General features: G+C 69.1%; 23 protein-coding genes. 17 read left to right on the plus strand and 6 right to left on the minus strand.

Features of this window, described 5'->3' with window-relative positions; all coding sequences use genetic code 11:
* Position 1: 1 nt before the first annotated feature.
* The gene (gene dmeF / locus J2X20_RS27620; RefSeq protein WP_310272645.1) at positions 2-964 is read right to left on the minus strand and encodes a CDF family Co(II)/Ni(II) efflux transporter DmeF; all 963 of its coding nucleotides are present in this window, start codon (positions 962-964) and stop codon (positions 2-4) included.
* 119 nt (positions 965-1083) lie between these two features.
* Between dmeF and J2X20_RS27625 the strand changes: the two genes are divergently transcribed.
* The 8 genes from J2X20_RS27625 to J2X20_RS27660 all read left to right on the plus strand — a co-directional run bounded on the left by J2X20_RS27625 (position 1084) and on the right by J2X20_RS27660 (position 9332).
* Positions 1084-1761, plus strand: coding sequence for a DUF3348 family protein (locus tag J2X20_RS27625; protein ID WP_310272647.1), 678 nt, complete (start codon positions 1084-1086; stop codon positions 1759-1761).
* Positions 1758-4154: a coiled-coil domain-containing protein gene (locus tag J2X20_RS27630; protein WP_310272649.1), complete on the plus strand. Its 2397-nt coding sequence runs from the start codon at positions 1758-1760 to the stop codon at positions 4152-4154. The genes J2X20_RS27625 and J2X20_RS27630 overlap by 4 nt, the downstream gene beginning before the upstream one ends.
* The gene (locus J2X20_RS27635) at positions 4147-4800 is read left to right on the plus strand and encodes an OmpA family protein (RefSeq protein ID WP_310272651.1); all 654 of its coding nucleotides are present in this window, start codon (positions 4147-4149) and stop codon (positions 4798-4800) included. The genes J2X20_RS27630 and J2X20_RS27635 overlap by 8 nt, the downstream gene beginning before the upstream one ends.
* Entirely contained in the window at positions 4800-5336 is a 537-nt protein-coding gene (locus J2X20_RS27640; RefSeq protein ID WP_310272653.1) for a DUF2894 domain-containing protein, read from the plus strand. The genes J2X20_RS27635 and J2X20_RS27640 overlap by 1 nt, the downstream gene beginning before the upstream one ends.
* A gap of 286 nt (positions 5337-5622) precedes the next feature.
* Positions 5623-6468, plus strand: coding sequence for a pectate lyase (locus tag J2X20_RS27645; RefSeq protein ID WP_310272655.1), 846 nt, complete (start codon positions 5623-5625; stop codon positions 6466-6468).
* Positions 6468-7274 (plus strand): hypothetical protein, encoded by an 807-nt coding sequence (locus tag J2X20_RS27650; protein WP_310272656.1) that lies wholly within the window; start codon positions 6468-6470, stop codon positions 7272-7274. Before J2X20_RS27645 ends, J2X20_RS27650 begins: the two co-directional genes overlap by 1 nt.
* 68 nt (positions 7275-7342) lie before the next feature.
* Positions 7343-8002: a glutathione S-transferase family protein gene (locus tag J2X20_RS27655; protein ID WP_310272658.1), complete on the plus strand. Its 660-nt coding sequence runs from the start codon at positions 7343-7345 to the stop codon at positions 8000-8002.
* A 79-nt stretch (positions 8003-8081) separates the two neighbouring features.
* Positions 8082-9332 (plus strand): D-alanyl-D-alanine carboxypeptidase family protein, encoded by a 1251-nt coding sequence (locus J2X20_RS27660; protein ID WP_310272660.1) that lies wholly within the window; start codon positions 8082-8084, stop codon positions 9330-9332.
* A gap of 30 nt (positions 9333-9362) precedes the next feature.
* Here J2X20_RS27660 and J2X20_RS27665 read toward each other — a convergent pair whose 3' ends face one another.
* Both J2X20_RS27665 and J2X20_RS27670 read right to left on the minus strand, forming a co-directional pair.
* Entirely contained in the window at positions 9363-11675 is a 2313-nt protein-coding gene (locus tag J2X20_RS27665; RefSeq protein ID WP_310272661.1) for an ATP-binding cassette domain-containing protein, read from the minus strand.
* 232 nt (positions 11676-11907) lie between these two features.
* Positions 11908-12318 carry a GNAT family N-acetyltransferase gene (locus J2X20_RS27670; RefSeq protein ID WP_310272662.1) on the minus strand — a complete coding sequence of 137 codons (411 nt, stop codon included), beginning with the start codon at positions 12316-12318 and terminating at the stop codon, positions 11908-11910.
* 126 nt (positions 12319-12444) lie between these two features.
* Between J2X20_RS27670 and J2X20_RS27675 the strand changes: the two genes are divergently transcribed.
* From J2X20_RS27675 to J2X20_RS27700, 6 genes are all read left to right on the plus strand, one after another.
* Complete coding sequence (locus J2X20_RS27675; RefSeq protein ID WP_310272664.1) at positions 12445-13368, plus strand: N-acetylmuramoyl-L-alanine amidase; 924 nt, start codon at positions 12445-12447, stop codon at positions 13366-13368.
* 9 nt (positions 13369-13377) lie between these two features.
* Positions 13378-14391 carry an ABC transporter permease gene (locus tag J2X20_RS27680; RefSeq protein WP_310272666.1) on the plus strand — a complete coding sequence of 338 codons (1014 nt, stop codon included), beginning with the start codon at positions 13378-13380 and terminating at the stop codon, positions 14389-14391.
* Positions 14391-15287, plus strand: coding sequence for an ABC transporter permease subunit (locus J2X20_RS27685; protein ID WP_310272668.1), 897 nt, complete (start codon positions 14391-14393; stop codon positions 15285-15287). Before J2X20_RS27680 ends, J2X20_RS27685 begins: the two co-directional genes overlap by 1 nt.
* The gene (locus J2X20_RS27690) at positions 15287-16237 is read left to right on the plus strand and encodes an ABC transporter ATP-binding protein (protein ID WP_310272670.1); all 951 of its coding nucleotides are present in this window, start codon (positions 15287-15289) and stop codon (positions 16235-16237) included. The genes J2X20_RS27685 and J2X20_RS27690 overlap by 1 nt, the downstream gene beginning before the upstream one ends.
* Positions 16230-17189 carry a peptide ABC transporter ATP-binding protein gene (locus tag J2X20_RS27695; protein WP_310272672.1) on the plus strand — a complete coding sequence of 320 codons (960 nt, stop codon included), beginning with the start codon at positions 16230-16232 and terminating at the stop codon, positions 17187-17189. The genes J2X20_RS27690 and J2X20_RS27695 overlap by 8 nt, the downstream gene beginning before the upstream one ends.
* Positions 17190-17344: 155 nt before the next feature.
* The gene (locus J2X20_RS27700) at positions 17345-20326 is read left to right on the plus strand and encodes a TonB-dependent receptor (protein ID WP_310272674.1); all 2982 of its coding nucleotides are present in this window, start codon (positions 17345-17347) and stop codon (positions 20324-20326) included.
* Between the two features lie 58 nt (positions 20327-20384).
* Here J2X20_RS27700 and J2X20_RS27705 read toward each other — a convergent pair whose 3' ends face one another.
* The 3 genes from J2X20_RS27705 to J2X20_RS27715 all read right to left on the minus strand — a co-directional run bounded on the left by J2X20_RS27705 (position 20385) and on the right by J2X20_RS27715 (position 22497).
* Entirely contained in the window at positions 20385-20621 is a 237-nt protein-coding gene (locus J2X20_RS27705) for a glycine zipper domain-containing protein (protein WP_310272676.1), read from the minus strand.
* Between the two features lie 172 nt (positions 20622-20793).
* On the minus strand, positions 20794-21078 hold the full coding sequence (locus J2X20_RS27710) for a PsiF family protein (protein ID WP_310272679.1): 285 nt from the start codon (positions 21076-21078) through the stop codon (positions 20794-20796).
* Between the two features lie 81 nt (positions 21079-21159).
* A complete protein-coding gene (locus J2X20_RS27715) occupies positions 21160-22497 on the minus strand; it encodes a serine/threonine-protein kinase (protein WP_310272681.1) in 1338 nt (445 codons plus the stop codon).
* A 40-nt stretch (positions 22498-22537) separates the two neighbouring features.
* Between J2X20_RS27715 and J2X20_RS27720 the strand changes: the two genes are divergently transcribed.
* The 3 genes from J2X20_RS27720 to J2X20_RS27730 all read left to right on the plus strand — a co-directional run bounded on the left by J2X20_RS27720 (position 22538) and on the right by J2X20_RS27730 (position 25418).
* On the plus strand, positions 22538-22933 hold the full coding sequence (locus tag J2X20_RS27720) for a VOC family protein (protein ID WP_310272683.1): 396 nt from the start codon (positions 22538-22540) through the stop codon (positions 22931-22933).
* Between the two features lie 77 nt (positions 22934-23010).
* On the plus strand, positions 23011-24753 hold the full coding sequence (gene argS, locus J2X20_RS27725; RefSeq protein WP_310272685.1) for an arginine--tRNA ligase: 1743 nt from the start codon (positions 23011-23013) through the stop codon (positions 24751-24753).
* Entirely contained in the window at positions 24750-25418 is a 669-nt protein-coding gene (locus tag J2X20_RS27730; RefSeq protein WP_310272687.1) for an SPOR domain-containing protein, read from the plus strand. Before argS ends, J2X20_RS27730 begins: the two co-directional genes overlap by 4 nt.
* Positions 25419-25434: the final 16 nt, after the last annotated feature.

Genomic DNA, 25434 nt, shown 5'->3' on the forward strand with positions numbered 1-25434 from the left:
ATCAGTGGGTTTCGGGGCAGCGGTGGATTTCGATGGTGGCGTGCGCGATCTCTTCATGAACCGCCAGCCAGTCGCGCACCTGGCCGGGCGTGAGGTGGGCGTCGTGGGTGACCAGGCTGAGGGCGCAGGCATAGCTGGCACGGCCGACGCGCCAGACATGCAGGTCGGTGAGCTCGGTCTCGCCGGCCGCGCCGCTGTCCTTGATGACCGCGCGGATCTCGTCGACGACGGGATGGTCCATCTCGCGGTCCAGCAGCACCTTGGCCGTCTCGCCGACCAGGCCCTTGGCCCAGACGGCCACGATGACGGCACCGATCAGGCCCATGGCGGGGTCCAGCCAGGCCCAGCCCAGCCACCAGCCGCCGGCCAGGGCCGCGATGGCCGCCACCGAGGTCGCGGCGTCGGCGACGACATGCAGATAGGCGGACTTCAGGTTGAGGTCGTGGTGATGGCCATGGGCGTGATCATGTGAATGGCCGTGGTCATGCCCGTGATGGTGGCCATGGTCATGCGCCTTGCCCAGGATCAGCGCACAGACCAGGTTGACGAGCAGTCCCAGCACTGCGATGGTCATGGCCTCGGGGTAGTGGATGGGCTCGGGCTTGAACAGGCGCTCGATGGAGCCATAGGCCATCAGCGCGACGACGACGAGCAGGAAGATGGCGCTGGCGAAGCCGCCCAGGATCTCGATCTTCCAGGTGCCGAAGGCGTAGCGCGGGTCCTGGGCATGGCGGCGCGCCGCGGCATAGGCATAGGCGCTGAGGCCGATAGCGACGGCATGGCTGCTCATGTGGAAGCCGTCGGCCAGCAGGGCCATGGAGTTGAAGAACCAGCCCGCGGCGATCTCGATGAGCATGGTGGCGGCGGTGATCCACATCACCACCCGCGCGCCGCGCTCAGCGGCGGCGTTGCCGGTGTCGAAGACGTGGTCGTGCCGCCATTCGGAATGGTCATGGGAATGCATGCGGAGCATTCTGCGCCGGGCCCGGGACGGCACCGGGCCCGCCAGATAGCCCATCCCATCGGGGCTCACTAAAATCTCGCCCTTTTGCCTCGCGCGCCCGCGCAGGTCGCGCCCGCCCCATGCAAGCCCTCCCCCCGCAGCCTCAGACCCCCGAGCCCCTGGCCCGGCTGCTGCTGCAATGGGGCGTCGCACCCGTGCCGGCGGCGCCGGTGGCCGAGCGCCTGGGCGGCTGGCTGGGCTGGGCGGATGCCATCGGCCTGTCCCAGGTGCTGGCCGTGGCCCCGGCGACCGGTGCCAACGCGGCGGCCCGCCGCGAGGCGCGCGACTGGGCCGGGGCCGCGCTGGAGCGGCTGCAGTCCGAGCTGACGGCCGCCTTCGACGACGCCCTGCTGGCCCGCGACGCCGCCGAGACCGCGCCCGAGGGCGTGCCGCTGGCTGACCTGCTGGCGCCTTTTCGGCTGCACCATGCCCAGCAGCAGCGCAGCATGGCCGCCCGCGTCGCGACGCTGCGCGAGCGCCTGCGCCCGCGCCTGGCCGAGGCCTCGGGCACGCTGGCGCGCCTGGCGCAGCTGGATGCCCTGCTGGAGCGCGCCGCCGGTGCCCAGGAACGCCAGGCCCTGGCCGGCCTGCCCGCGCTGCTGACCCGACGCGCCGAAACCCATCACGCCACCGACCCGCGCCGCTGGCGGCAGCGCTTCTGGGCCGACCTGCAGCGCTTGCTGCGGGCCGAGCTCGACCTCCGACTTCAACCGGTGCAGGGCCTCATCGAGGCCCTGCACGACGACAGCCCCCGATGAACCGCTTCCTGAACGCCCTTTATCCCCTCGCCCTGGCCGCCGGCCTGGCGGGCATTGCCGGCGCGGCCCTCGCAGCGTCGCGCCACCACCCGGTGGCCCTGGCGATGACGCTGCTGATCGCGGCCTTCTTCGTCGTCGGGGTCTGGGAGCTGACGGCTTTCCGCCGCGCCAGTCGCGAGCTGGAGGCGGCGCTGGCGGGCGATGACTTCCTCGCCCAACTGCCCGCCACACTGCGGGCTGGCGTGCAGCAGCGCCTGGAAGGCCTGCGCACGGCCCTGCCCGGCCTGTCGCTGGCCCCGGCCCTGGCCGGCCTGCTGGTGCTGCTGGGCATGCTGGGCACCTTCATCGGCCTGGTCATCACGCTGAGCAGCACGGCCAGTGCCCTGGGCCAGACGGCCGACCTCGCGGCCCTGCGCAATGCCCTGGGCGCGCCGGTGCAGGGCCTGGGCCTGGCCTTCAGCGCCAGCGTGGCCGGCGTGACCGGCTCGGCCATGCTGGGCCTGATGGTGGCGCTGGCGCGGCGCGAACGTGCGGCCGTGTCGGCCCATCTCGACACCGCCCTGCTCGGCAAGCTGCGCCCGCTGACGGCCGCGCACCGCCGCGCGCTGGAGCAGCAGGCCGCCGAGGCCGCGGCGGCCGAAGTCGCCCAGCAGCGCCAGCTGGAACTCGTCGCCCAGCTGCAGCTGCATGCCAGTCAACTGGCCGACCAGCTGGCCGCGCAGAACTCGCAGTTCCACGGCGAGACGAGCAAGGCCTACACGGCCCTGGCCGCCAGCGTGGACACGACATTGCGCACCAGCCTGGCCGAAAGTGCCCGCCTGGCCGGCGCCGCCATCCAGCCCGCCGCCGAGGCGGCGATGGCCGGCATCGCCCGCGAAGCCGCGGCCCTGCATGAGCGCGTGGGCGCGCAGGTGGCCGACCAACTCGGCGCCCTCAGCGTGAAGTTCGAGGCCGGCGTCACGCAGATCGGCCGGCAGGCCGAGGCAGCGGCTCAGGCCCAGGCCGATGGCCTGGCCCAGCAACGTGAAGCCGCATTGCGTTTGCTGGCCGACAGCGGCGCGGCCGCCCAGAAGGCCGTGGACAGCTTGAGCGCCCGCTGGGCTGCCGAAGCCCAGGCCCTGCTGGCCGCCCTCCAGGACGCCGCATCGCGCCAGCAGGCCACGCAGGCGGAGCACGATGCCCAGCGCCGCGCCGAGGCGCGCGCCGAGACCTTGGCCCTGGCCGAGCAGCGCAGCGCCAACGAAGCCCTGCTGGCCGCCCAGCGCCAGGCCGCCCAGCAGCTGCTGGCCGACAGCGGCGCCCGCGCCCAGAACGCGCTGACCGAGCTGACCACGGGCTTTGCCACCCAGACCCAGCAGCTGCTGGAGCGCATCGCCGACAGCCAGACCCGCCACGCCGCCCAGCTGGCCGAGCAGGATGCCCAGGCCCGTGCCGAGGCGCGCACCGAGGCCGAGGCCCTGGCCCGACAGCGCGAAGCCAACGAGAAGCTGCTGGCCGCCCAGCGCGAAGCCGCCCAGCAATTGCTCGCCAGCAGCGGCCAGCGCGCCCAGGATGCCCTGGCCGAACTGACGGCCGGCTTCACCGCCCAGACCCAGGCCGCCATCGCCGCCATCGCCGAGGCCCACGGCCGGCTGCAATCGGCCCACGCCAGCCACGACGCCGAGCGCCTGGCCGCCTGGCGCACCGAGCTGCAGACGGCCGGTGCCGCCCAGCTCGCCCAGCAGCAGCAACTGGCCGACGGCCTGCTGCAGCACACCCGCGATCTGGTCGCCCAGACCGAAGCCCAGGCCAGGACCACGCTGACCGAAGCCGGCGCGCTGCTGAAGGCCGCCGGCGAGGCGCCGCGCGCCGCCGTCGAGGTCGTCGCCGCCCTGCGCGAGCAATTGGCGCAGAGCCAGGCCCAGGACCGCGCGGCCCTGGCCGAGCGCGCCGAGCTGATGCAGACGGTGTCGACGCTGCTGGCCTCGCTGCAGCAGGCTGCCGGCGAGCAGCGCGCCGCCATCGACGTGCTGGTCAGCAGTGCGTCGTCCCAGGTGCATGCCTTGGTGGGCAATTCCGCCACCCAGCTCGAGGCCCTGGGCCAGCGCTTCACCGAGCAGGCCGATGCGACCGGCCAGGCCCTGTCGGAAGCGGCCACCACCATCGCCGCCAGCGCCGCCGAGATGGGCAGCCTGGGCGAGGGCTTTGGCGCAGCCGTCGAGCAGTTCCAGGGGGCCAATGCCCAGCTGGTGCAGCATCTGGCCGCGCTGGAGGAGCGCTTGAGCGGCGCCATGACGCGCAGCGACGAGCAGCTGGGCTATTACGTGGCCCAGGCCCGCGAAGTCATCGACCTCTGCCTGGGCTCGCAGAAGCAGGTGCTGGACGCGCTGCAGGGGGCCACCGTCAATGGATGAGCCCCTGGAGATCGAACAGGAAGGCGTGGGCACGCCCGCCTGGGCCGCGTTTGGCGACCTGATGGCCGGCGTGCTCGGCGCCTTCGTGCTGGTGCTGGCCGCGGCCCTGGTGGGCCAGCTGGATCTGGCCAACAAGCTGCAGGCCGAGGTGGCACAACGCCAGGCCGAGCAGGCCCGCCGCGAGGCGCTGGAGCGGGCGCTCGCCGGCCCCTTGGCCGATGGCCGCATCACGCTGTCGGACGGCCGCATCGGCATCAGCGGCGCGGTGCTGTTCGCCATCGGCTCGGATCAGCTCCATGCCGATGGCCGCGCGCTGATCAAGAGCCTGGCCCTGCCGCTGCGCACCTATCTGAGCCAGCGTGACGAGATCCTGATGGTCAGCGGCTTCACCGACGACCGCGGCATGCTGAGCGGCAAGGGCGGGACCAAGTTCGCCGACAACTGGGAGCTGTCGGCCCAGCGCGCGCTGACCGTCACGCGCACGCTGATGGCCGAGGGCCTGCCGCCGGACGCCGTCTTCGCCGCCGCCTTCGGGCCGCAGCAGCCGGTGGCCTCCAACGACGAGGCGGCCGGCCGGGCGCTGAACCGCCGCGTCGAGATCGCGCCCACGCCGCGGCCCAGGCGCGCCGCCGCCTCCGCGCCGTGATGGACGACCCCATCGCCTGGGTGCAGGCCCGCGCCGAAGCCGACCCGGTGCGCCGCCGCGTGCTGGAGGCGCTGGCGCGGCGGGCCTGCGCTCAGGCGCCGGGGCCCTTGCGCGAGCGCCTGGTGGCCAGGCTCGTGCAGCGTGCCGAGGCCGAGCCCATCGCCCTGCCCGCGCGGCCGGCCGCGAACGCCCCGAGCCCGCTGACCGAACTGCTGGCCCAGCTCCAGGCCGGCCCCGAGCTGCGCAATGTGCAGATCCACCGCCGCACCTGGAGCGCGCTGCGGCTGACGCGCCGCCTGGCCGAGGTCAGCGCGCCGGTGCCCGAGCATCTGGGCCCGCTGAACAGCCAGGTGCTGGTGGCCCGCGCGCTGCAGCAGCTGCAGGCCCTGGCGCCCGGCTATCTGCAGCGCCTGCTGACCCAACTCGACGCCCTGGCCGCATTGGCGCCGCTGCAGGCGGCCGCCGAGGCCGAGAAGCCGGCGCGACCCGCGTCCCGGCCGGCGGCGAAGAAAACCCCCGCGCCCCGCAAGCGCTGAAGCGCGGCGCCACGCGCCGCGGCCTCGCTCCGGCCCCCCGCCGCCTGAATCGGCTTCGGACATCCACCGATTGGAACATCGTTTCAAAACAATGAAAGTGCGTTCCGTTTGGCGCAAATCCGCCTCGTTGGAGGCTTGGCCCGTCTCTGCATGACGGTGCGGAGTTTTGTCGTTCCACTCCCTCGCTGACCTTGCTCGTTGAAGCCCTGCCGGCCTCGACCCTGCGCTGACGCCCTGCCGCCCGCTCGCGGCGGCCGACTTCAACAGCAATCCAAGGAGACAAGGAATGAACCCGTTTTTTCTGAACCGGCCGCTGCGCCGCTTCTGCCAGGGCCTGCTGGGCCTGGCCCTCGTGGCCATGGCCAGCAGCGCCGCCGCCGCGCCGGGCGTGCGCACGGTGCCGGCCTGCACCAAGGTCAATGTCAGCGCCACCATCGATGTGCCGGCCGGCACGACCTGGGACGGCGTGGCCAAGTACGGCAAATGGGTCTGCCTGGTGGGCACGGCCTCCAACATGAAGGGCACCCAGAGCGAGAGCCAGATCCCGATGTTCAAGCTGAACAACGGCTCGACGGTCAAGAACGTCGTCATCGGCGACGGGTCCCTGGGCAGCGGCACTAACCTGGCCGCGGGCGGGGCCGACGGCGTGCATTGCTACGGCGTCTGCAACATCACCAACGTCTACTGGGCCGACGTCGGCGAGGACGGCGCCACGGTGAAGAAGCTCAGCGGCGTGACCAGCAAGCTGACCATCAGCGGCGGCGCCGCCTTCAAGGCCGCCGACAAGCTGTTCCAGCACAACGGCGACGGCACGCTGGTGATCACGGACTTCTACGCCGACAACATCGGCAAGCTCTACCGCTCCTGCGGCAACTGCTCGACGCAGTACGCCCGCAAGGTGACGGTGACGGGCGTGCGCCTGGGCACCCTCAACGTGGCCGGCCTGGGCGTCAACAGCAGCTACGACAGCAAGTCGGGCATCGCCGGCAAATACGACGTCGCCACCATCACCGACCTGGTCTACAGCGGCTCCAAGCCCAAATGCGAAGGCTATGTCGGCACCGGCTCGGGCAACGAACCGGTCAAGGACACGAGCAGCAGCAACGTCGCACGCGCCTGCGTGTTCAAGTGATGGGCACCCGTCCGCTGGCCTGGCTGCTGGCGGCGGCGGCCGGCCTGGGGGCGCTGGCCCTCGGGCAGCCGCCCGCCATGCCGCCCCCGGTGGCGGGCGGCGCCACGGCGCCCAGCCCCGTCCTGCAGATGATGGGGCTGGCCGCACCCACGGCCGGCCCGGCGCCCACCGAGCCCCGCGTCGGCAGCGCCGCCCCGGCGCTGGATGAGGCGCTGCTGGACAGCTGGATGGCTGAGCGCGACTACCCCAGGGCCGTGCTCGCGCTGCAGCGCGCGCCGCTCGACGCCCAGACCCAGGAGCGTCTGCTGCAAGCGGTGCTGGCGCGCTGGGCCGAAGCCGCGCCCGAACAGGCGGCGCGCTGGGCCGTGAACACCCCGGGGCAGGCCGCCCTGCTGGCCACGCTGCACGATCGTTGGTTGCAGCAGGACGTCCGCTCGGCCACCGTCTTCGCCAGCACCCTGCCGGCGGGTGGGCAACGCCAGGCCCTGCTGGATGAAGGGCTGCTGCGCTGGACGGCACTGGACGGCCAGGCCGCGCGCGACTGGCTGCGTTCCTATGCACCGCTGCCCGAACTGGACGAGGCCATCGCCCGCCATGCCAGCGCCGACGAACTGGCCCGCCATGCGCCCCTCGAGGCGATGGACCTCGTCGCCCGCATCGCCTCGCCCGAGCGCCGCTGGCAGGCCTGGCAGGCCCTGGCCCAGAGCCTGCACGACATCGACGCCGGCCAGGCGGTCGCCCTGTTGTCGCAGGCGCCCGGCCTGAGTCCGGCGGATCGCGCCCGGCTGATCGACGCGGTTCAGTGAGGCATCGCCGCCAGGACATGCGCCCAGTTGAATCGTCAGGCGAGTTTGCGGACACTGCGCAGCGCCCGATGACAACGCTGCCAGCCATGAAGCCCATCCTCTACTTCTCGCGCAATCCCAACCCCCGCCTCGCCGTGGCGGCAGCCAAATACCTGGCGGCTCCAGTGAGCTACGAGTTCGCCGCGCCGCTGGCGCCCGGCCAGGCGGAGAAGTTCCTGCCGCTGAATCCGTCGCTGCGGGTGCCCATCCTGGTCGAGGACGGCCGCCCGCTGTGGGAGGCCGATGCCATCGCCTGCCGGCTGTCGCAGCTGGTGGGCTCGGAGTTCTGGCGCACCGGTAGGGAACTGCCGGACATGATCCGCTGGATCAGCTGGAGCCGCGACAACTTCATGCATGCCTGCGACATGGTGCACTTTGAGCGCGGCACCAAGCTGCGCTACAGCCTGGGCGCCTTGGATGAAGGCACCGTGGCGCGCGGCATCGAGCGCTTCCACGAGACCGCCTCCATCCTCAACGCCCATCTCGGCCGGCAGGACTGGCTGCTGGCCAGCGGCCTGAGCTATGCCGACTTCCGCATGGGCGCCTTCCTGCCCTACAACGACGTGGCCCGGCTGCCGCTGTCCGACTATCCGGCGCTGGCGGCCTGGCATGCGCGCTTGATGGCGTTGCCGGCTTGGGCCGATCCCTTCGAGGGCTTGAGCGCGCCGGAGCTGCCGCCGGTGCCTTAGGGAGGCTGAACTACGGGGCCGACGGCTGTCGGGGCCTAATATGCGTCAGGCTGTCGCCCTCCTGAAAACGCATTTGTCCATGATTTCCCGCTTTCCCTCCACCTCCCTGCTTCCCGTCGTCCTTGCCAGCGCCCTCCTCGTCGCGGCGCCCACACCGGCCTTCAGCGCCAAGCACACCAAGCCCCACGCGGCAGCGCACAAGAACAAGGCTGCCGCCCCGACCGAACCGGCGATGACCACCGACGCCAACGGGCAGTCGGTGCCGGTCCTGGCCAACAAGGCCTGGGTGCTGATGGACTTCAACACCGGGCAGCTGCTGGCCTCGTCCAACCCGGACGAACCGCTGCCGCCGGCGTCGCTGACCAAGATGATGACCAGCTACCTGGTGGAACAGGGGCTCAAGAGCGGCAAGCTCAAGCCCGACGACAAGGTCACCATGAGCGAGAGCGCCTGGTGCCGCGGCGGCAAGGACGGTGACAGCTGCATGTTCGTGCCCCTGAACGCGCAGGCGTCCCTGATGGACATGCTGCGCGGCGTGGTCATCGCCAGCGGCAACGACGCCTCCAAGGCCCTGGCCGAGCACATCGGCGGCTCGGAGCCGGGCTTCGTCGCGATGATGAACGCCGAGGCCAAGAAGCTGGGCATGAGCAAGACCCAGTTCGCGAATGCGGCCGGCCTGCCCGACCCCAACAACAAGGCCTCGGCCCGCGACCTGGCCGTGCTGGCGGCCGCCATCATCCGCAACAGCGCCGAGTACTACCCGATCTACGCCGAGCGCGAGTTCACCTACAACGGCATCAAGCAGGGCAACCGCAATGCGCTGCTGTACACCGACCCCACGGTGGACGGGCTCAAGACCGGGCACACGGAAGATGCGGGCTACTGCCTGACCGCATCGTCCAAGCGCAACGGCATGCGCCTGATCTCGGTCATCATGAACGCCGACAGCAAGCAGGCCCGCGCCGACCAGACCCGCGTGCTGTTCAACTGGGGCTACGCCAACTTCGAGGAAGCGTCCCCCGCCCAGGCCGGTGCGACGTTGACGACCGCCAAGGTCACCTACGGCGTGGCGCCCACGGTCAACGCGGGCATTGCCCAGGCCTGGACGCTGGTGGTGCCCAAGGGCCAGGCGGCCGCCGTCCAGACCGCGATCTCGCTGAACCCTGCGCTGGAGGCACCGATCGCCAAGGGCGCCGTGATCGGCAAGATCGTCGCCACGGCCAACGGCAAGCAGCTTGGCGAGGCGCCTGTCATAGCGCTCGCCGACGTCGAGCGCGCCGGGTTCTTCGAGCGGCTGCGTCAGCGCGTCGCGGGCTGGTTCTCGAAGTAGGGCATCCGGCGATCGTTCGGCAGGAATCATTCATGGCGCCACCGCTGACCCCGCGTACCTTCGAAGATGCGCGGCGGTGTCACCAGAGCCCGTCGCCAGCATCGCGGTGACGGTACCTGCGAACATCACGCGTCCGCCCCGTCGCCCGGCTTCCGGCCCCATGTCGATCAACCAATCCGCCCGGGCGATCATGTCGAGCTGGTGTTCGATGACGACGACGGTGGCGTCACGTTCAATGAGCCGGTCGAGCAGTCGAAACAAGCGGTCGATGTCGGAGAGATGCAGGCCCGAGGTGGGCTCGTCGAACACGTAGATCCGGCCCGACTGGCCCAGCTCGGTAGCCAGCTTCAGGCGCTGCCGTTCCCCACCGGACAGGCTGGACAAGGGTTGCCCGAGGGACAGGTAGGCGAGTCCGACCTCATCGAGCCGTTCCAACGCGGGCCCTATCTCCGGTTCATCGAAGAAGGCTTTCGCTTCGGCGACGCGCATCGCCAGGATCTCCCCGATGTTCTTGCCGCGCATCCGGTAGGTCAGGACTTCGTCGGTGAACCGGCGCCCACGGCAGCGCTCGCAGATGCTGACGATCGGCTCCATGAAGGCCAGGTCCGTCTCCGTCGTGCCGAGCCCTTTGCACACGGGGCACGCGCCTCCCGAGTTGGCGCTGAACAGCGATGCGCTGGCCGTATTGGCCCGCGCGAACAGCCACCGAATGGGATCCATGATGCCTGTGTAGGTGGCGATGTTCGAGCGTCGCGACCCACCGATCGCTCCTTGGTCGATGCACACGACCTCCGGATAGGTGCGCACGAAGGCGCCGTTGATCAAGCTGCTCTTGCCCGAACCGGCTACGCCCGTCACGACGGTCATCACGCCCTTGGGGATGGAGACGCTCACGTCTTTCAGATTGTGCAGATTCGCGTGCTCGATAGGCAGCCAGCCCGAAGGCGTGCGCGGCGCGGCATTGACGCTCACTGGTCGAGCCAGGCAGCGTCCGGTTGGCGTGTCGGCCAGCCGCAGCGCGGCGACGCTGCCCTCGAAGACCACGCGGCCTCCCGCGTCTCCAGCCCCCGGCCCCATGTCGATGACATGGTCTGCCGCCACGATGATGTCGGGGTCGTGCTCCACCACCAGCACGGTATTGCCCTTGTCGCGAAGGTGGCGCAACAACCCGGTCAGGCGCGCCACGTCCCGTGGATGCAGGCCCACGCTGGGCTCGTCGAAGATGTAGCTCATGTCGCTGAGGCTGCTGCCGAGGTAGCGCACCATCTTCACGCGTTGCGATTCCCCGCCCGACAGGCTGTTCGTCCCGCGGCCGAGGTTCAGGTATCCCAGCCCGATGTCGACCAGATGCTGCAGCCGGCTGGCAAGTGCGGGAACCATGGTGGCGGCCAGGGGCGCGCCGACCTGGGTGACGACCGCCAGCAGTTCGTCCACCTCGAGGGCGCACCAGTCGGCGATGTTCCTGCCGTCGATGCGGCAGCTCAGCACTTTCTCGTTGAGGCGCGCGCCGTGGCACTGCGGACAGGGTCCGGCCGTCACCAGCCGGTCCCACTCGGTGCGGTCCAGACCTTTGATCTCGTCGACATTGCGGTTCAGGAAGTTGCGCCGGATGCGCGGGAGCACCCCCTCGTAACGGCTCGTCGGCGGCCACCCCGGCCCGGGGTTGGTGACGGGCACGTCCTGCGCATGGAGCAGGGTTTGCCATTCCTCGTCGCTGTAGTCCTTCAGCGGCTTGTCGTTGTCGAAAAGGCCGCTGTTCACGTAGCGCTTCCAGCGGTAGCCGCCGACAGCGAAGGCACTGAAGCGGATGGCCCCTTCGTTGAGCGACCGTTGCCTGTCGAACAGCCGGTCAACAGCAACGGTGTCAACCTTGCCCAGTCCCTCGCATCGCGGGCACATGCCATCGGGATGGTTGAACGAAAAGATGTTGGAGTAGCCGACAAAGGGTTGCCCGACACGCGAGAACAGCAGCCGGATCAGCGCGAGGATGTCCGTGGCCGTGCCCACGGTGGAGCGGGCATTTCCGCCCAGGCGTCGCTGGTCGACCACGATGGCCGCGCAGAGGTTCTCCAGCGAGTCGGCATTCGGCTGGGCATGGTGCGGCAGGCGATGCCTGACGAAGGTGGAGAAGGTGTCGTTCAGCTGCCGCTGGGACTCGGCCGCAATGGTGTCGAAAACCAGCGAGGACTTGCCCGAGCCCGACACCCCTGTGAACACGGTGATGCGCTTCTTCGGAATGTCGACGCTGACATTGCGCAGGTTGTTCTCCCTGGCGCCGACGACGCGGATGACATCCGTCGCAACGCAAGCTGGAGCCGATGCGTGGAGAGCCTCTGACTGCATCCCCTTTCAGGGCAATCTTTGTTCCCGCCGGCAACCAGCCGACCCGCCGCTTCTGGCCGGCAACGCCCCGGCCTCAATCGCAGCGCCCTAAGCCCACGGCCCTTGGATCAACGCCGGCGTCTCCTCCACCGCGATGCGCCACATCTCCAGCACCTCCTCGTCGCGCCTTTGTGTTGCTCGGTGCAGCCTATGGGCAGCAGGCAGCGGTCGTCGGCTTTCAGACAAGCTTCGCTCACGCGCGTTTCCAGGCCATGCCGACGGTCGCGGGCGCCGTGTGCACAAAGCCGAACTGGACATAGAGGGCATCGGCCGGCACATCGGCCAGCAGGCTGACATAGCCGCTCTCGGGCACGTTGCTACGCAGCCAGGCAGCGATCTCACCCATGATGAGCTTGCCCAGGCCTTGGCCCTGGTGTTCGGGCAGCACGGCAATGTCGACGACCTGGAAGGCCGAGCCACCATCGCCGATGACCCGCCCCATGCCTATGGGCTCGCCGGCGTGCAGGATCTGCACCGCGAACAGCGAGTTCGGCAGGCCACGTGCGGCCGCCTCGGCGGACTTGGGGCTGAGCCCGGAGGCCACGCGCAGATGGCGGTAGGTGTCGACCGAGGGCGTGGCGTGCAGCGTCGTGTACAGGCTCATGGCGCCATTCAACCATCACCTGCACTCATACCCGCATGGCCCTCCAGCATGACCCCTGCGGGCTGGCCCGAGGCCGGCCGGGCGAGGGCGCTGCAACAATCCGGGCTTGGCCACGCCTTCCCACGCATGAAGTCCACCTCCCTCGTTGCCGCCACCCTGGCCCTGCTGCTCAGCGCCTGCGCCAGCGTGCCGACACCGGCCCCCTCGCCCGCCGCGCCTTCCTCCTCCGCTCCCGTCATGGCCGCCGGGCCGGCCGCCGCTGTGCGCGCCCCGAATATCGACCGCAGCTATACCTCGCAGAACCAGGACAGCCGCGCCCAGTTCATCGTGCTGCACTACACCGTCATCGATTGGGAGAAGTCGCTGAAGGTGCTGACGACGGGCGGCCAGGTCTCGGCCCATTACCTGGTGCGCGACAACCCCATCGCCAGCTACGCCCTCGTCGACGAGAACCGCCGCGCCTGGCATGCCGGGGCCAGCTGGTGGGGCGGCGCCACCAATCTGAACTCGGCCTCCATCGGCATCGAGATCGTCAACGCCGGCTATGTGGACGGCCCCGGCGGCCGCGTCTACGCGCCCTTCCCCCAGGCCCAGGTCGACGAGGTCATCGCCCTGGTGCGCGACATCCAGAAGCGCCATGGCGTCAAGCCCGAACGCATCATCGGCCACGCCGACATCGCCCCCGGCCGCAAGCAGGATCCCGGCCCACAATTCCCCTGGAAGCAGCTGGCCGACGCGGGGCTGATCCCCTGGCCGGACGGCCCCTCGGTCATGGTCAAGACGCTGGAGCACGAGGTCGCGCCGCACGACGTGGCCTGGCTGCAGGAGCGCCTCGCGCGCATCGGCTACAACGTGTCGCGCTCAGGCCAGCTGGACGTGCTGACCAAGGAGGTCATCCAGACCTTCCAGATGAAGTACCGGCCGCGCGACATCTCGGGCACGCCCGACGCTGAGACAGCCGCGCTGATCGAGGTCGCGTCCACGCCCAGCGCCATGCGCGTGGCGGGCGGCGGTGACGGCGAAACCCGCCCCTACACCTCGCGCTGGTAACACCGCCGGATGCTCGCCTTCCTGCTCAAACGCCTGGCGACCCTGGTGCCGACGCTGATCGGCATCACCCTCGTCGCTTTCGGCCTGATCCGCCTCGTGCCCGGCGACCCCATCGAGGTCATGATGGGCGAGCGCCGGCTCGACCCCGAGGCCCATGCGGCTCTCGTCAAGCGCATGGGCCTGGACCAGCCGCTGCCGGTGCAGTACGCGGACTACGTGGGCAAGCTGTTGCACGGCGACCTGGGCCAGAGCCTGGTCAGCCGCGAGCCGGTCAGCAAGGAGTTCGCGGCCCTGTTCCCGGCCACCGTTGAGCTGGCCACGGCGGCGCTGATCTTTGCCGTCGGCTTCGGCCTGCTGCTGGGCGTCAGCGCCGGGCTCAAGCGCGGCTCGCTGCTGGACCAGGGCGTCATGGGCCTGGCCACGGTGGGCTATTCCATGCCGGTGTTCTGGTGGGGACTGATCCTCATCATGTTCTTCTCGGTGCAGCTGGGCTGGACGCCGGTGAGCGGCCGCATCGGCATCGAGTTCGACCCCGAGCGCGTCACCGGCTTCATGCTGATTGACGCCTGGCTGAGCGGCGAAGAAGGCGCCTTCAAGTCGGCGCTGATGCACCTCATCCTGCCGGCGCTGGTGCTGGGCACCAGCACGCTGGCCGTGGTGGCGCGCATGACCCGTTCCAGCATGCTCGAGGTGCTGCGCGAGGACTATGTGCGCACCGCCCGCGCCAAGGGCCTGTCGCCGGCGCGCGTCGTTGTCGTGCACGCCCTGCGCAATGCGCTGATCCCGGTGCTGACGGTGGTGGGCCTGCAGACCGGCAGCCTGCTGGCCGGCGCCGTGCTGACCGAGACCATCTTCTCTTGGCCCGGCATCGGCAAATGGCTGATCGACTCCATCGGCCGGCGCGACTATCCGGTCGTGCAGGCCGGCATCCTGATCTCGGCCCTGACCTTCATCGCCGTGAACCTGATCGTGGACGTGCTGTATGGCGTGGTGAATCCGCGCATCCGTGGAGGTGGCCACTGATGAGCGCCGTCCTCGACAAACCCATCGAGCCGCCCGGCCCCCTGCGCGAGTTCTGGCTCGGCTTTGCCGCCAACCGCGGCGCCCTGGTGGCGCTGATCGTCTTCGCGCTGATCGCGCTGGCCTCGCTGTTCGCCCCGCTGATCGCGCCCCACGACCCCATCGAGCAATACCGCGACTTCATGCTGACGCCCCCTAGCTGGGCCGAGGGCGGCAACACGCGCTTCCTGCTCGGCACCGACGAGCTGGGCCGCGACATGCTGAGCCGGCTGCTGCATGGCGGCCGGGTGTCGCTGGGCATTGGCCTGGCGGCCGTTCTCATGTCGCTGCTGCCCGGCGTGCTGCTGGGGCTGCTGGCGGCCTTTTTCCAGCGCTGGCTGTCGCCGGCCATCATGCGCGTGATGGACATCGTGCTGGCCCTGCCGGCCCTGCTGCTGGCCATCTGCGTCATCACCATCCTCGGCCCGGGTCTCGTCAACACCGTCATCGCCATCGCCATCGGCGCCCTGCCCGGCTATGTGCGCCTGACGCGCGCTGCCGCCCTGGGCGAGATCGGCCGCGACTATGTGACGGCCAGCCGCGTCGCCGGCGCCCATGTGTGGCGGCTGATGTTCATCACCGTGCTGCCCAACTGCATGGCGCCGCTGATCGTCAATGCGACGCTGAGCTTCTCGTCAGCCATCCTGGAGACGGCGGGCCTGGGCTTCCTGGGCCTGGGCGTGCAGGCGCCCACACCCGAGTGGGGCACCATGCTGTCGTCGGCACGCGACTACATCACCCGCGCGCCCTGGGTTGTCACGCTGCCGGGCCTGACCATCCTGGTGTCGGTGCTGGCCATCAACCTGATGGGCGACGGGCTGCGCGATGCGCTGGACCCCAAGCTGAAGAAGGTGGCCTGATGCCTTTGCTGAACATCAGGAATCTCAAGGTCCAGTTCGGCGCCTTCCCCGCCGTCGACGGCGTGGACCTGACGCTGGACAAGGGCGAGTTGCTGGGCATCGTCGGCGAGTCGGGCTCGGGCAAGTCGGTGACCATGCTGGCGCTGATGGGCCTCATCGACCTGCCGGGCAAGGTCACGGCCGACGCGTTGGAGTTCCAGGGCCGCGACCTGCTGAAACTCAACGCCGCCGAACGCCGCGCGCTGATCGGCCGTGACGTGGCCATGGTGTTCCAGGACGCGCTGACCAGCCTCAACCCCAGCTACACCGTGGGTGCGCAGATCGCCGAGGTGCTGAAGGCCCATCTGGGCCTGCGCGGCGCCGCTGCGAAGCAGCGCGTTGTCGAGCTGCTGGAGCTGGTCGAGATCCCCGACGCGGCCAACCGCGCCAATGCCTATCCGCACCAGCTGTCGGGCGGCATGAACCAGCGCGTGATGATCGCGATGGCGATTGCCTGCGGCCCCAAGCTGCTGATTGCCGACGAGCCGACGACGGCCCTGGACGTGACCATCCAGGCCCAGATCATGGCCCTGCTGCTGAAGCTGCAGCGCGAGCAGGGCATGGGGCTGATCATGATCACCCACGACCTCGCCATCGTGGCCGAGATGGCCCAGCGGATTGCCGTCATGTACGCGGGCCAGATCGTCGAGACGGGGCCGGTGCCGGAGCTCTTCGACGCGCCGCGCCATCCGTACACGAACGCACTGCTGGCCGCGATTCCCGAGCACAACAAGGGCGCGACCCGCCTGTCCGCCCTGCCCGGCATCGTGCCCGGCGCGCTGGACCGGCCCGCCGGCTGCCTGCTGAGCCCGCGCTGCCCGCGCGTGCAGGAGCGTTGCCGCGCCGACCGCCCGGCGCTGGAGAACGGTGTGCGCTGCTTCTTCCCCGTCGAGGAGGCCGCCCATGTCTGAGCTGCTCCTGGAAGCGGACGACCTCGCCCGCCACTACACGGTCAGCCGCGGCCTGTTCAAGCCCAAGGCGACAGTGAAGGCGCTGAACGGCGTCAGCTTCACGCTCGCGCCGAGGAAGACCCTGGCCGTCGTCGGCGAATCGGGCTGCGGCAAGAGCACGCTGGCGCGCCAGCTGACCTTGATCGAACACCCGACCCGCGGCTCGCTGAAGATCCGCGGCACGGACGCCGCCCATGCCGACGCCGCAACGCTGAAAGCCCTGCGCCGCGATGTGCAGATGGTGTTCCAGAACCCGTTTGCGTCGCTGAACCCACGCAAGACCGTCGAGACCACGCTGGCCGAACCGCTGCTGATCAACACGGCCATGACGACGCTGGAGCGGCGCGAGCGCGTCGCCGCACTGGCCACCAAGGTGGGCCTGCGGCCCGAGCATCTGCGCCGCTACCCGCACATGTTCTCGGGCGGCCAACGCCAGCGCATCGCGATTGCGCGGGCCATGATCCTGAACCCCGGCATCGTCATCGCCGACGAGCCGGTCAGCGCCCTGGACGTGTCCATCCAGGCCCAGATCCTGAATCTCTTCATGGATCTGCAGGACGAGTTCGGCACGGGCTATGTCTTCATCTCGCACAACCTCAGCGTCGTCGAGCATGTGGCCGACGAGGTCATGGTCATGTACCTGGGCACGGCAGTGGAGATCGGCGAGAAGAAGCGCCTTTTCGCCGCGCCGCTGCATCCCTACACGCGAGCGTTGATGAGCGCGACGCCGGCCCTGCGCAAGGCCGATCGGCGCGAGCGCATCATCATCCACGGCGAGTTGCCCAGCCCGCTGAATCCGCCCACGGGCTGCAGCTTCCACAAGCGCTGCCCGCTGGCCGTGCCGCGCTGCAGCGAGGAAGTGCCGCAGCTGCGCGAGGTGGACGGCCGGCGCGTCGCCTGCCACGTCGTCTGAGGTGAGCCGCGGCGGGGCATAACCGCTGCACATGCCTGACTCTCATTCCGTGATGCGTGGAGTGTTGCGGCGGTGCCGATTCCGCGGGCTTGGACTCTGATGCGGCGTGACCTGGGCGCCAAGAATCTTTGCGTTCAGCAACGCAAGGAAAAAACATGAGATTCCAGCCCACCCCCATCGCCTGCGGCCTGGCCGGCCTGCTGCTGAGCCTGCAGGTCCACGCCCAAGACAACGCCAAGACCAAGGCCGACGCCCAGGCGCTGGAGAAGGTCGTCATCACCGGCATCCGCGCCTCCACCGAGGCCTCGCTGAACGCCAAGCGCGACGCGACGGCCAATGTCGAGGTCATCACGGCCGTGGACGTGGGCAAGATGCCCGACAAGAACCTCGCCGACTCGCTGCAGCGCCTGCCCGGCGTGGCGGTGCGCACCGACTACGACGAGGCCGAGAAGGTGGCCATGCGCGGCACCAACCCGGACATGACGCTGATCCTGTTCAACGGCCACACGGTCAGCGGCGGCGACTGGTACATCTCCGATCAGACCTCCAGCAGCCGCTCCACGTCGCTGAGCCTGATGCCCAGCTCGGTGCTGAACTCGGCCACCGTCTACAAGACCTCGCAGGCCAACATCCTGGACGGCGGCCTGGCCGGCACGGTCAACGTGACGACGCGCAAGCCTCTGGACGAAAAGCAGCGCTTCGGCGGTGTCGTCAGCGTGGGTGGCGTCTATGCCGACCTGCCGGACAAGACCAGCCCCCAGCTCAACGCCAGCCTGAACTGGAAGAGTGCCGACGACCGCTTCGGCATCATCGGCCAGGTCTTTGCCGAGAAGCGCTATGTGCGCCGCGATTCCGCCTCCCGCTTCGCCTACGGGGCCAGCAGCGGCTGGGATGTCATCAATACGGCGACGATGAAGGGCATCACCGACGCATCGCTGGCGGGCAGCGGCTATACGGCCGCCGACCTGAACGGCGTGCGTCTGCCGGGCAGCATGTCGACCGAGTTTGTCGAGGGCGTGCGTGACCGCAAGGGCGGCATGCTCTCGGCGCAGTGGCGGCCGACCCAGAACCTGGATGTGGGCATCACGGCCTTCCAGTCCAAGATGAATTCAGACAACTACGGCCGGCTCACCGCGGGCGCGCCGTACTCGATGCTGGTGGGCAAGGCCGAGCCCTTCGGCGCGGTCACGGCGGCGGCACTGAACACCAACTCCAACGGGCAACAGGTGTTCGCCTCGCTCAAGAACCCGCAGATCGTCGAGGAGACGACGATCTATGGCGACAGGATCAAGGTATTGCGCGGCGGCACCATCGCCTTCGCGCCCGGCACGACGCCGCAGTACATCGGCAATTCGGAAGGCTTCTTTCGCAGCGGCGCCAGCGCCAGCAGCGGCTTCCTGGATCTGGATGCCAAGCTCAAGCTCAGCAACGAGCTGACGGTGAAGGGCCTGTTCAGCACGACGCGCGGCGTGGGCGAGACCGACCAGGATCGCGGCATCACCTTCGCCCGCTATGGCACCGGCATCACCTTCCAGTTGCAGGGTGTCAACGAGGCGCCGACCTGGAGCTACCAGGGTGCCGGCGACGGGACCAAGCCCGTGCGCAATGCCGATGGCAGCGGCTACAGCCTGATTGCCCGCGCCACGCCCACCCACTACAAGACCGTGGACCGTGAAAGCAGCTTCTCGCTTGATGCGGAATACCTGCAGAACAGCGGCATCTTCCAGAGCATGGAGTTCGGCGCACGCCATGCCGACCACCACCGCGACCACCGCCGCTGGCAGCCGGCGATGAAGTCCTCGGCCGTGGCCGCGCCCGATCCGTCCCTGGCTGTGTCCTATCCGGGCGATTTCGGCGCCGATCTCGGCAGCGGTTTCGAGAACACCGGCTTCTACTACCCGCGCGAGGTTCTGCGCTCCTTCTACGACGGACAGACCAAGACGACGACGCCCGAGTTCGAGCGCCGCGTGGCGGCCGAGATCGAGATGCGCGAGCGCCAGAGTGCGATCTACATGCAGCAGAACCTGGAGACGGCCGACGGCAAGTGGAGCGGCAATGTGGGCCTGCGCTATGCGCGCACCGTCGTCGACGCGCAGATCGCCACGCCTGTGCCGACGGGCCTGTGCCAGCGCATCGAGCCGGGCAAGGCCGTGGTGCCCTGCGCCGCCTTCCCGACTGCCATCGTGACCGCCGGCGACGGCGCCAGCTATCTCGACGGCGCGCCCTGGAACCCCAACACCGGCACCATCTACTACAAGGTGCCCACGCACAAGGTCTTCGATCACATCCTGCCCAGCCTGAACCTGCGCTGGCAGCTGATGCCTTCGTGGATCGCCCGCCTCGGCCTGTCGCGCACGCTGGGCCGCCAGAACTACAACATCTATGGCGCCGGCTTCACTGGCCAGACCTGCACGGCCCAAGGCTGCCAGGTCAATGGCCCCAACGCACAGCTGGAGCCGATGACGGCGGACAACACCGACCTGTCGCTGGGCTGGTACTACGCCAGGCGCTCCGCCATCGTGCTGAGCCTGTTCGACTCCAGGCTCCGCAACTACGCCAAGACCGGGGCCGTGCGCCAGGACGGCGTGACGGTAGACCTGCTGGACAACCAGAACGTCGTCCATACCTATGCCATCAACACCACGACGAACCAGCGCGCGCGCATCCAGGGCGCAGAGTTGAGCTGGGAGCAGCCCATCTGGGGCGGCTTCGGTCTGCAGTCCAACCTGAGCTATGCCGACACCAAGGTTGAGGACGGCCGGCCGTTGCCGGGGGCCTCGCGCAAAAGCGCCAACCTGGTGGGCTATTTCGAGACCGACAGCTTCAGCATCCGCCTGGCATGGAACTACCGCAGCGAGTATGTCAACAGCACCACGGCACCGGCGCCCACGGCGAACAGTCAGGGCCTGTCGGTGGTCCAGGGCATCACGATGCCGACAGCGCCCACCATCCAGGCTCCCGTCACCAATGTGGCCTTGAGCGTCAACTACACGGTCATGCCGGGGCTGGAGCTCTCATTCAGTGGCACCAACCTGACGAACCCGTCGCGCGGCCAATATCGCTACAGCGAACTTGAACCGCAAAAGGTCGATTCATCGGGCCGCCAGTACTACCTGGAGGCGCGCTACAAGTTCTGATTTGCAGCCCCGCCTCGGGCAAAGGCCGGCTCACGCCGGCCTTTTTTCTGGCTCGTTCTCAGCGGTTGCGCTTCTTCGACACTTCATTGCCGACGACGCCGCCGGCCGCGGCACCGATGGCGGCGCCCGTGGTTGTGCCGGTCACTGCGCCGCCGACGACGGCACCGGCCGTCGCGCCGACGATGGTGCTGGTTTCACGCGAGGACATGCCGGCACAGGCGGTCAGGGCCAAGGTGGCCGCGGCGGCGAGGGACAGGACGCTCACGCGCCAATAGGTCATTGCAAAGTTGCTCATGGTCTTCTCCTTGAGGGAGGAATCGGGTGAGTCAACTTTGGTCGCCAGCCGCAGATGGCGGAACCGGCTGGGGGGCCGAGGACATGTGGGATTTGTCCTAGCGCCTCAAGCAAAGAGCCACCCGCAGGTGGCTCTCGTCCTACAGCTCCTGTCGGAGCTCGATGTCAGCGCCTCACTTGGGTGCCGAGGCCGCGTCGGCCATGCACTTCTTGATGTGGCTCTTGGCCGCTGCGCCGTGGAGCTTCTTGTCGGCAGCCGACTTCTCGCAGGCGGGCGAGGCCGGGTCCGCCGCGGGCTTGGCAGCCAGACACTCCTTCATGAAGGCCTTGCGATCGTCGCCCGTCTTGCCATTCGTCTTGGCTTCGGCATTGCAGGCCTTCATCTTGTCCTGCTGCGGCGTGGCCTGGGCCCCGAAGGCGACGGCGACGCAGGCGAGCAGGATGGCGATTCGTTTCATCGGGAACTCCTTCCTCAAGAGTGGGTGGCGAGTCAATTCAAGCATGGGCCCATGACACTGCCAAGCCGTGTTTCATCCGCGTCACAAGATTCTTCGCGGATGGTGCAGAGCCTCATGGGCGGCATGCAGGCGGCGCACCAGCACGCGGATGAAGCCGCGATCGAAGCGGTGCTGGCATTCCGGGCTCAATTGACCCACGGACTCGGGCGTGAAGCAGATCGTCGTGCACTCCTGGCTGACGCGGATCTCGGCGCTGTGGCGACGCAGGTCGGGGTTGGGCGCCAGATAGGCCATCTCGCCCACCGAGGTGCCCTGGCCCAGCGAAGCGACGAGCCGCCCCTCGCGGAAGACCTGGACCTCGCCCTGGGCAATGATGTGAAAGCTGTTGCCTTCCTGGCCGCGGCGGAACAGGGCGTGGCCGACCGGGTAACGCTTCCAGCGCGCCCGCCTGACCACCTCCCACAGTTGCACATCGCCGAAGTCGGCAAAGAACTCCAGCGAGCGCAGCAGGTTGAAGCGCTCGGAATCACGCACCTCGCCCAGACGGTTCAACGGCACCTGCTGGCTGGCCACCAGGGCGGACAGGGCCTGGGCAAAGCTCTCCCAGTCGGCAAAGCGCTCGTGCGGGTTCTTGGCCAGGGCGCGCAGCACGACGGCGTCCAGGCCCTCGGTGACCCCCTGGCGCTGGCCCATCAGCGGCAACGGCGGCTGGTGGTAGATCTGATGCATCAGCGCCATCTGGTGCGGTGCGTCAAAGGGCGGGCGGCCGCTGATGAGGTGATACAGCACGGCGCCCAAGGCGTAGATGTCGGCCCGGCAGTCGACGTCGCCACCCTCGATCTGCTCCGGCGGCATATAGGCCAGGGAGCCGACGCGATGGATCTGGGTCGAATCGGCCAGCAGGTTCAGGGCCGAGCCGAAATCGCTGACCTTGACATCGACGACCTGGCCGCCCGGGTCCAGCACGGCCAGCAGGTTCGCCGGCTTCACGTCGCGATGGATGACGCCCTGGCGGTAGACATAGCTCAAGGCCATGGCGCACTTGAAGCCCAGCTCGACGATCTGGTCCAGCGGCAGCAGGCGGTCGCTGCGACAGAAATGCTTCAGCGTGACGCCGGGCACGTACTCCATGACGAGATAAGGCGCCTCGCCCTCGGCCACGGCGTCGACGATGGCGACGACATTGGGGTGGTGCAGCCGCCCGGCCAGGGCCGCCTCGGCGCTGAAGAAGCGGTTGCTGAAGTCGCTGGCCGGCGCATCCGGCGGCGGCGCCCAGGCGCGCATGCGCTTGATGGCCACGTCCTTGTCCTGGAAGGGGTCGCGAGCCAGGAAGACGTCGCTGGTCGCCCCCTCGCCCAGGCGCTTGAGCACCTGGTAGCGGCCGATATGAGGAGGCAGGTCTTCTGCGATGACGCTCATCGCGGGGCATGATACGGGCCGCTTTTGGAGGTGCAGGGCCTTGTTCTCCCACGTATTTCTCGCCACCCGTGACTTCGAGCGCGCCTTGGCCTTCTATCGGCCCCTGCTGGCGCTGCTGGGTGCAACCGAACGTTTCTGCGAGCCGTCCAACAGCTGGGCCGGCTGGCAGAGCAACCCGGGGCCACGGCCGCTGCTGCTGCTGGGCAAGCCCTTCGAGGGCGAGCACGAGCCCGGCAATGGCCAGATGGTGGCCCTGCAGGCGGCCAGCCGCGCCCTGGTGGACCAGGCCCATGCCCTGGCCCTGGCCCAGGGCGGCCGCTGCGAAGGCCCGCCCGGCCTGCGCCCCCACTACCATCCACACTACTACGGCGCCTATTTCCGCGACCTCGACGGCAACAAGCTCTGCGTTGCCTGTCACGACGCCCCTCCCGCCTGAGTTTTGGCCCCAGGTCAGCGCGGCAGCCCGGCCGTGCGTTCTGGCTGGACGAGGCCCGCCTCCTAAAATCGCCCCCCATGATCCAAGCCAAGCAGGCGCTGCTCGCCGCACTCGCCGACTCTCTCCAGGAAATCGCCCCCGGCTCCAACGCCGCCGTGGCCTTCGAATCCCCCAAGCAGGCCGCCCATGGCGACTTCGCCTGCACGGCCGCCATGCAGCTGGCCAAGCCGCTGAAGGCCAACCCGCGCGAACTGGCCACCCGCCTGATCGCCGCCCTGCAGGCCAGGCCGGCCTTCCAGCAATGGGTGCAGTCGCTGGAGATCGCCGGCCCGGGCTTCATCAACATCCGCCTCAAGCCCGAGGCCAAGCAGGCCGTGGTGGCCGAAGTTCTGGCCGCCGGCACCCAGTTTGGCCACCGTCCGGCCACGGGCAAGCACGTGATGATCGAGTTCGTGTCGGCCAACCCGACCGGCCCCCTGCACGTCGGCCATGCCCGCCAGGCCGCCCTGGGCGATTCGCTGTGCTCGGTGTTCCAGAGCCAGGGCCACGACGTGACCCGGGAGTTCTATTACAACGACGCCGGCGTGCAGATCGCCACGCTGGCCCACTCCACCCAGCTGCGCCTGAAGGGCTTCAAGCCGGGCGACGCCTGCTGGCCGACCGACCCGGACAACCCCGAGAGCAAGAAGTTCTACAACGGCGACTACATCCAGGACATCGCCGACGCCTTCCTGCGCCAGGAGACCGTCAAGGCCGACGACCGCGAGTTCACGGCCTCGGGCGACATCGACGACCTGGACAGCATCCGCCAGTTCGCCGTGGCCTATCTGCGCCATGAGCAGGATCTGGACCTGCAGGCTTTCGGCCTCAAGTTCGACAACTACTTCCTCGAGAGCAGTGTCTATGCGGGCGGCCAGCTCGACGCCGCCGTGCAGCGCATGGTGGCCAGCGGCAAGACCTACGAGAAGGACGGCGCGCTGTGGTTCAAGTCCACCGACTACGGTGACGACCAGGACCGCGTGATGCGCAAGTCCGAGGGCGGCTACACCTATTTCGTGCCCGACGTGGCCTATCACGTCAACAAGTTCGAGCGCGGCTACACCCAGTGCATCAACATCCAGGGCACCGACCACCACGGCACCATCGCCCGTGTGCGCGGCGGCCTGCAGGCGCAAGGACTGGACATCCCGCAGGGCTTCCCCGACTATGTGCTGCACAAGATGGTCACCGTCATGAAGAACGGCGAGGAGGTCAAGATCTCCAAGCGCGCCGGCTCCTATGTGACGCTGCGCGACCTGATCGACTGGACCAGCCGCGACGCGGTGCGCTTCTTCCTGATCAGCCGCAAGGCCGACACCGAATTCGTCTTCGACGTCGACCTGGCGCTGAAGGCCAATGACGAAAATCCGGTGTTCTATGTGCAGTACGCCCATGCGCGCATCTGCTCGGTGATCCGCAAATGGGCTGCCGAGATGGGTGGCGACGTGTCGACCATCGCGGGCGCCGACCTCGGCCTGCTGACCGCGCCGACGGAAGAGGCGCTGATGCTCAAGCTCGCCGCCTACCCCGACATGCTGACGGGCGCCGCCACCGGCATCGCCCCGCATGACGTGGCCTTCTACGCCCGCGACCTGGCCGGCGCCTACCACTCCTACTACGCCGCCGAGCGCGTGATGGGCCAGGCGCCCGAACTGAGCCGCGCCCGCGTGGCCCTGCTGGCCGCGACCCGCCAGGTGCTGGCCAACGCACTGGGCATGCTGGGCGTCAGCGCGCCCGAGCAGATGAGCCGCGATACCCCTGACACCACGGAGAACGAATGACTGCTGCGTCCAAACCCGCCGGCCAGAAGAACCAGAAAGGCGGCTTCGTCCTCGGCCTCATCGTCGGGCTGCTCGTCGGCCTGGCCGTGGCGCTGGGCGTGGCTCTGTACATCACCAAGGTGCCCATCCCCTTCGTGAACAAGGTGCCCCAGCGCACGGCCGAGCAGGACGCCCAGGAAGCCGAGCGCAACCGCAACTGGGATCCGAACGCGCCGCTGGCCGGCAAGGCCGCGCGCAGCGCCAGCGGCGTCGTCAACGCGCCGGTCGCGTCCGTCCCGCCGCCGCCCAGCACGACCGCCAGCGCGGCTGCCGCAACGGCCAGCGCCGCCGCCACCACCGCGCTGCCGACGCCCAAGCCGCCTGCGGCCAAGGCCGAAACGCCCGCGGCCACACCCGCCTCGGCGCCGGCCGCCACTGCGGGTGCCGACGCCTATGTCTATTTCGTTCAGGCCGGCGCCTTCACCCGCCCCGAGGAGGCCGAGGCCCAGAAGGCCAAGCTGGCCATCCAGGGCTTCACCGCCAAGGTCATGGAACGCGAGCAGAACGGCCGCACCGTCTTCCGCGTGCGCCTGGGGCCCAACGACACCCGCGAAGCCGCCGAAGACCTGCAGCGCAAGATTGAGGCTGCCGGTTTCGAGGCCAATCTCGTTCGTGTACAACGCTGACCGCACTACGTTCTGA

This window comes from Roseateles saccharophilus (assembly GCF_031458095.1).
In the GTDB taxonomy this organism is placed as follows: Bacteria; Pseudomonadota; Gammaproteobacteria; order Burkholderiales; family Burkholderiaceae_C; genus Pelomonas; species Pelomonas saccharophila_A.

Bases quoted from the DNA above. Each gene is read 5' to 3' on its own strand.
- dmeF (WP_310272645.1), bottom strand. From the start codon at position 964: ATGCATTCCCATGACCATTCCGAATGGCGGCACGACCACGTCTTCGAC.
- J2X20_RS27625 (WP_310272647.1), top strand. From the start codon at position 1,084: ATGCAAGCCCTCCCCCCGCAGCCTCAGACCCCCGAGCCCCTGGCCCGG.
- J2X20_RS27630 (WP_310272649.1), top strand. From the start codon at position 1,758: ATGAACCGCTTCCTGAACGCCCTTTATCCCCTCGCCCTGGCCGCCGGC.
- J2X20_RS27635 (WP_310272651.1), top strand. From the start codon at position 4,147: ATGGATGAGCCCCTGGAGATCGAACAGGAAGGCGTGGGCACGCCCGCC.
- J2X20_RS27640 (WP_310272653.1), top strand. From the start codon at position 4,800: ATGGACGACCCCATCGCCTGGGTGCAGGCCCGCGCCGAAGCCGACCCG.
- J2X20_RS27645 (WP_310272655.1), top strand. From the start codon at position 5,623: ATGAACCCGTTTTTTCTGAACCGGCCGCTGCGCCGCTTCTGCCAGGGC.
- J2X20_RS27650 (WP_310272656.1), top strand. From the start codon at position 6,468: ATGGGCACCCGTCCGCTGGCCTGGCTGCTGGCGGCGGCGGCCGGCCTG.
- J2X20_RS27655 (WP_310272658.1), top strand. From the start codon at position 7,343: ATGACAACGCTGCCAGCCATGAAGCCCATCCTCTACTTCTCGCGCAAT.
- J2X20_RS27660 (WP_310272660.1), top strand. From the start codon at position 8,082: ATGATTTCCCGCTTTCCCTCCACCTCCCTGCTTCCCGTCGTCCTTGCC.
- J2X20_RS27665 (WP_310272661.1), bottom strand. From the start codon at position 11,675: ATGCAGTCAGAGGCTCTCCACGCATCGGCTCCAGCTTGCGTTGCGACG.
- J2X20_RS27670 (WP_310272662.1), bottom strand. From the start codon at position 12,318: ATGAGCCTGTACACGACGCTGCACGCCACGCCCTCGGTCGACACCTAC.
- J2X20_RS27675 (WP_310272664.1), top strand. From the start codon at position 12,445: ATGAAGTCCACCTCCCTCGTTGCCGCCACCCTGGCCCTGCTGCTCAGC.
- J2X20_RS27680 (WP_310272666.1), top strand. From the start codon at position 13,378: ATGCTCGCCTTCCTGCTCAAACGCCTGGCGACCCTGGTGCCGACGCTG.
- J2X20_RS27685 (WP_310272668.1), top strand. From the start codon at position 14,391: ATGAGCGCCGTCCTCGACAAACCCATCGAGCCGCCCGGCCCCCTGCGC.
- J2X20_RS27690 (WP_310272670.1), top strand. From the start codon at position 15,287: ATGCCTTTGCTGAACATCAGGAATCTCAAGGTCCAGTTCGGCGCCTTC.
- J2X20_RS27695 (WP_310272672.1), top strand. From the start codon at position 16,230: ATGTCTGAGCTGCTCCTGGAAGCGGACGACCTCGCCCGCCACTACACG.
- J2X20_RS27700 (WP_310272674.1), top strand. From the start codon at position 17,345: ATGAGATTCCAGCCCACCCCCATCGCCTGCGGCCTGGCCGGCCTGCTG.
- J2X20_RS27705 (WP_310272676.1), bottom strand. From the start codon at position 20,621: ATGAGCAACTTTGCAATGACCTATTGGCGCGTGAGCGTCCTGTCCCTC.
- J2X20_RS27710 (WP_310272679.1), bottom strand. From the start codon at position 21,078: ATGAAACGAATCGCCATCCTGCTCGCCTGCGTCGCCGTCGCCTTCGGG.
- J2X20_RS27715 (WP_310272681.1), bottom strand. From the start codon at position 22,497: ATGAGCGTCATCGCAGAAGACCTGCCTCCTCATATCGGCCGCTACCAG.
- argS (WP_310272685.1), top strand. From the start codon at position 23,011: ATGATCCAAGCCAAGCAGGCGCTGCTCGCCGCACTCGCCGACTCTCTC.
- J2X20_RS27730 (WP_310272687.1), top strand. From the start codon at position 24,750: ATGACTGCTGCGTCCAAACCCGCCGGCCAGAAGAACCAGAAAGGCGGC.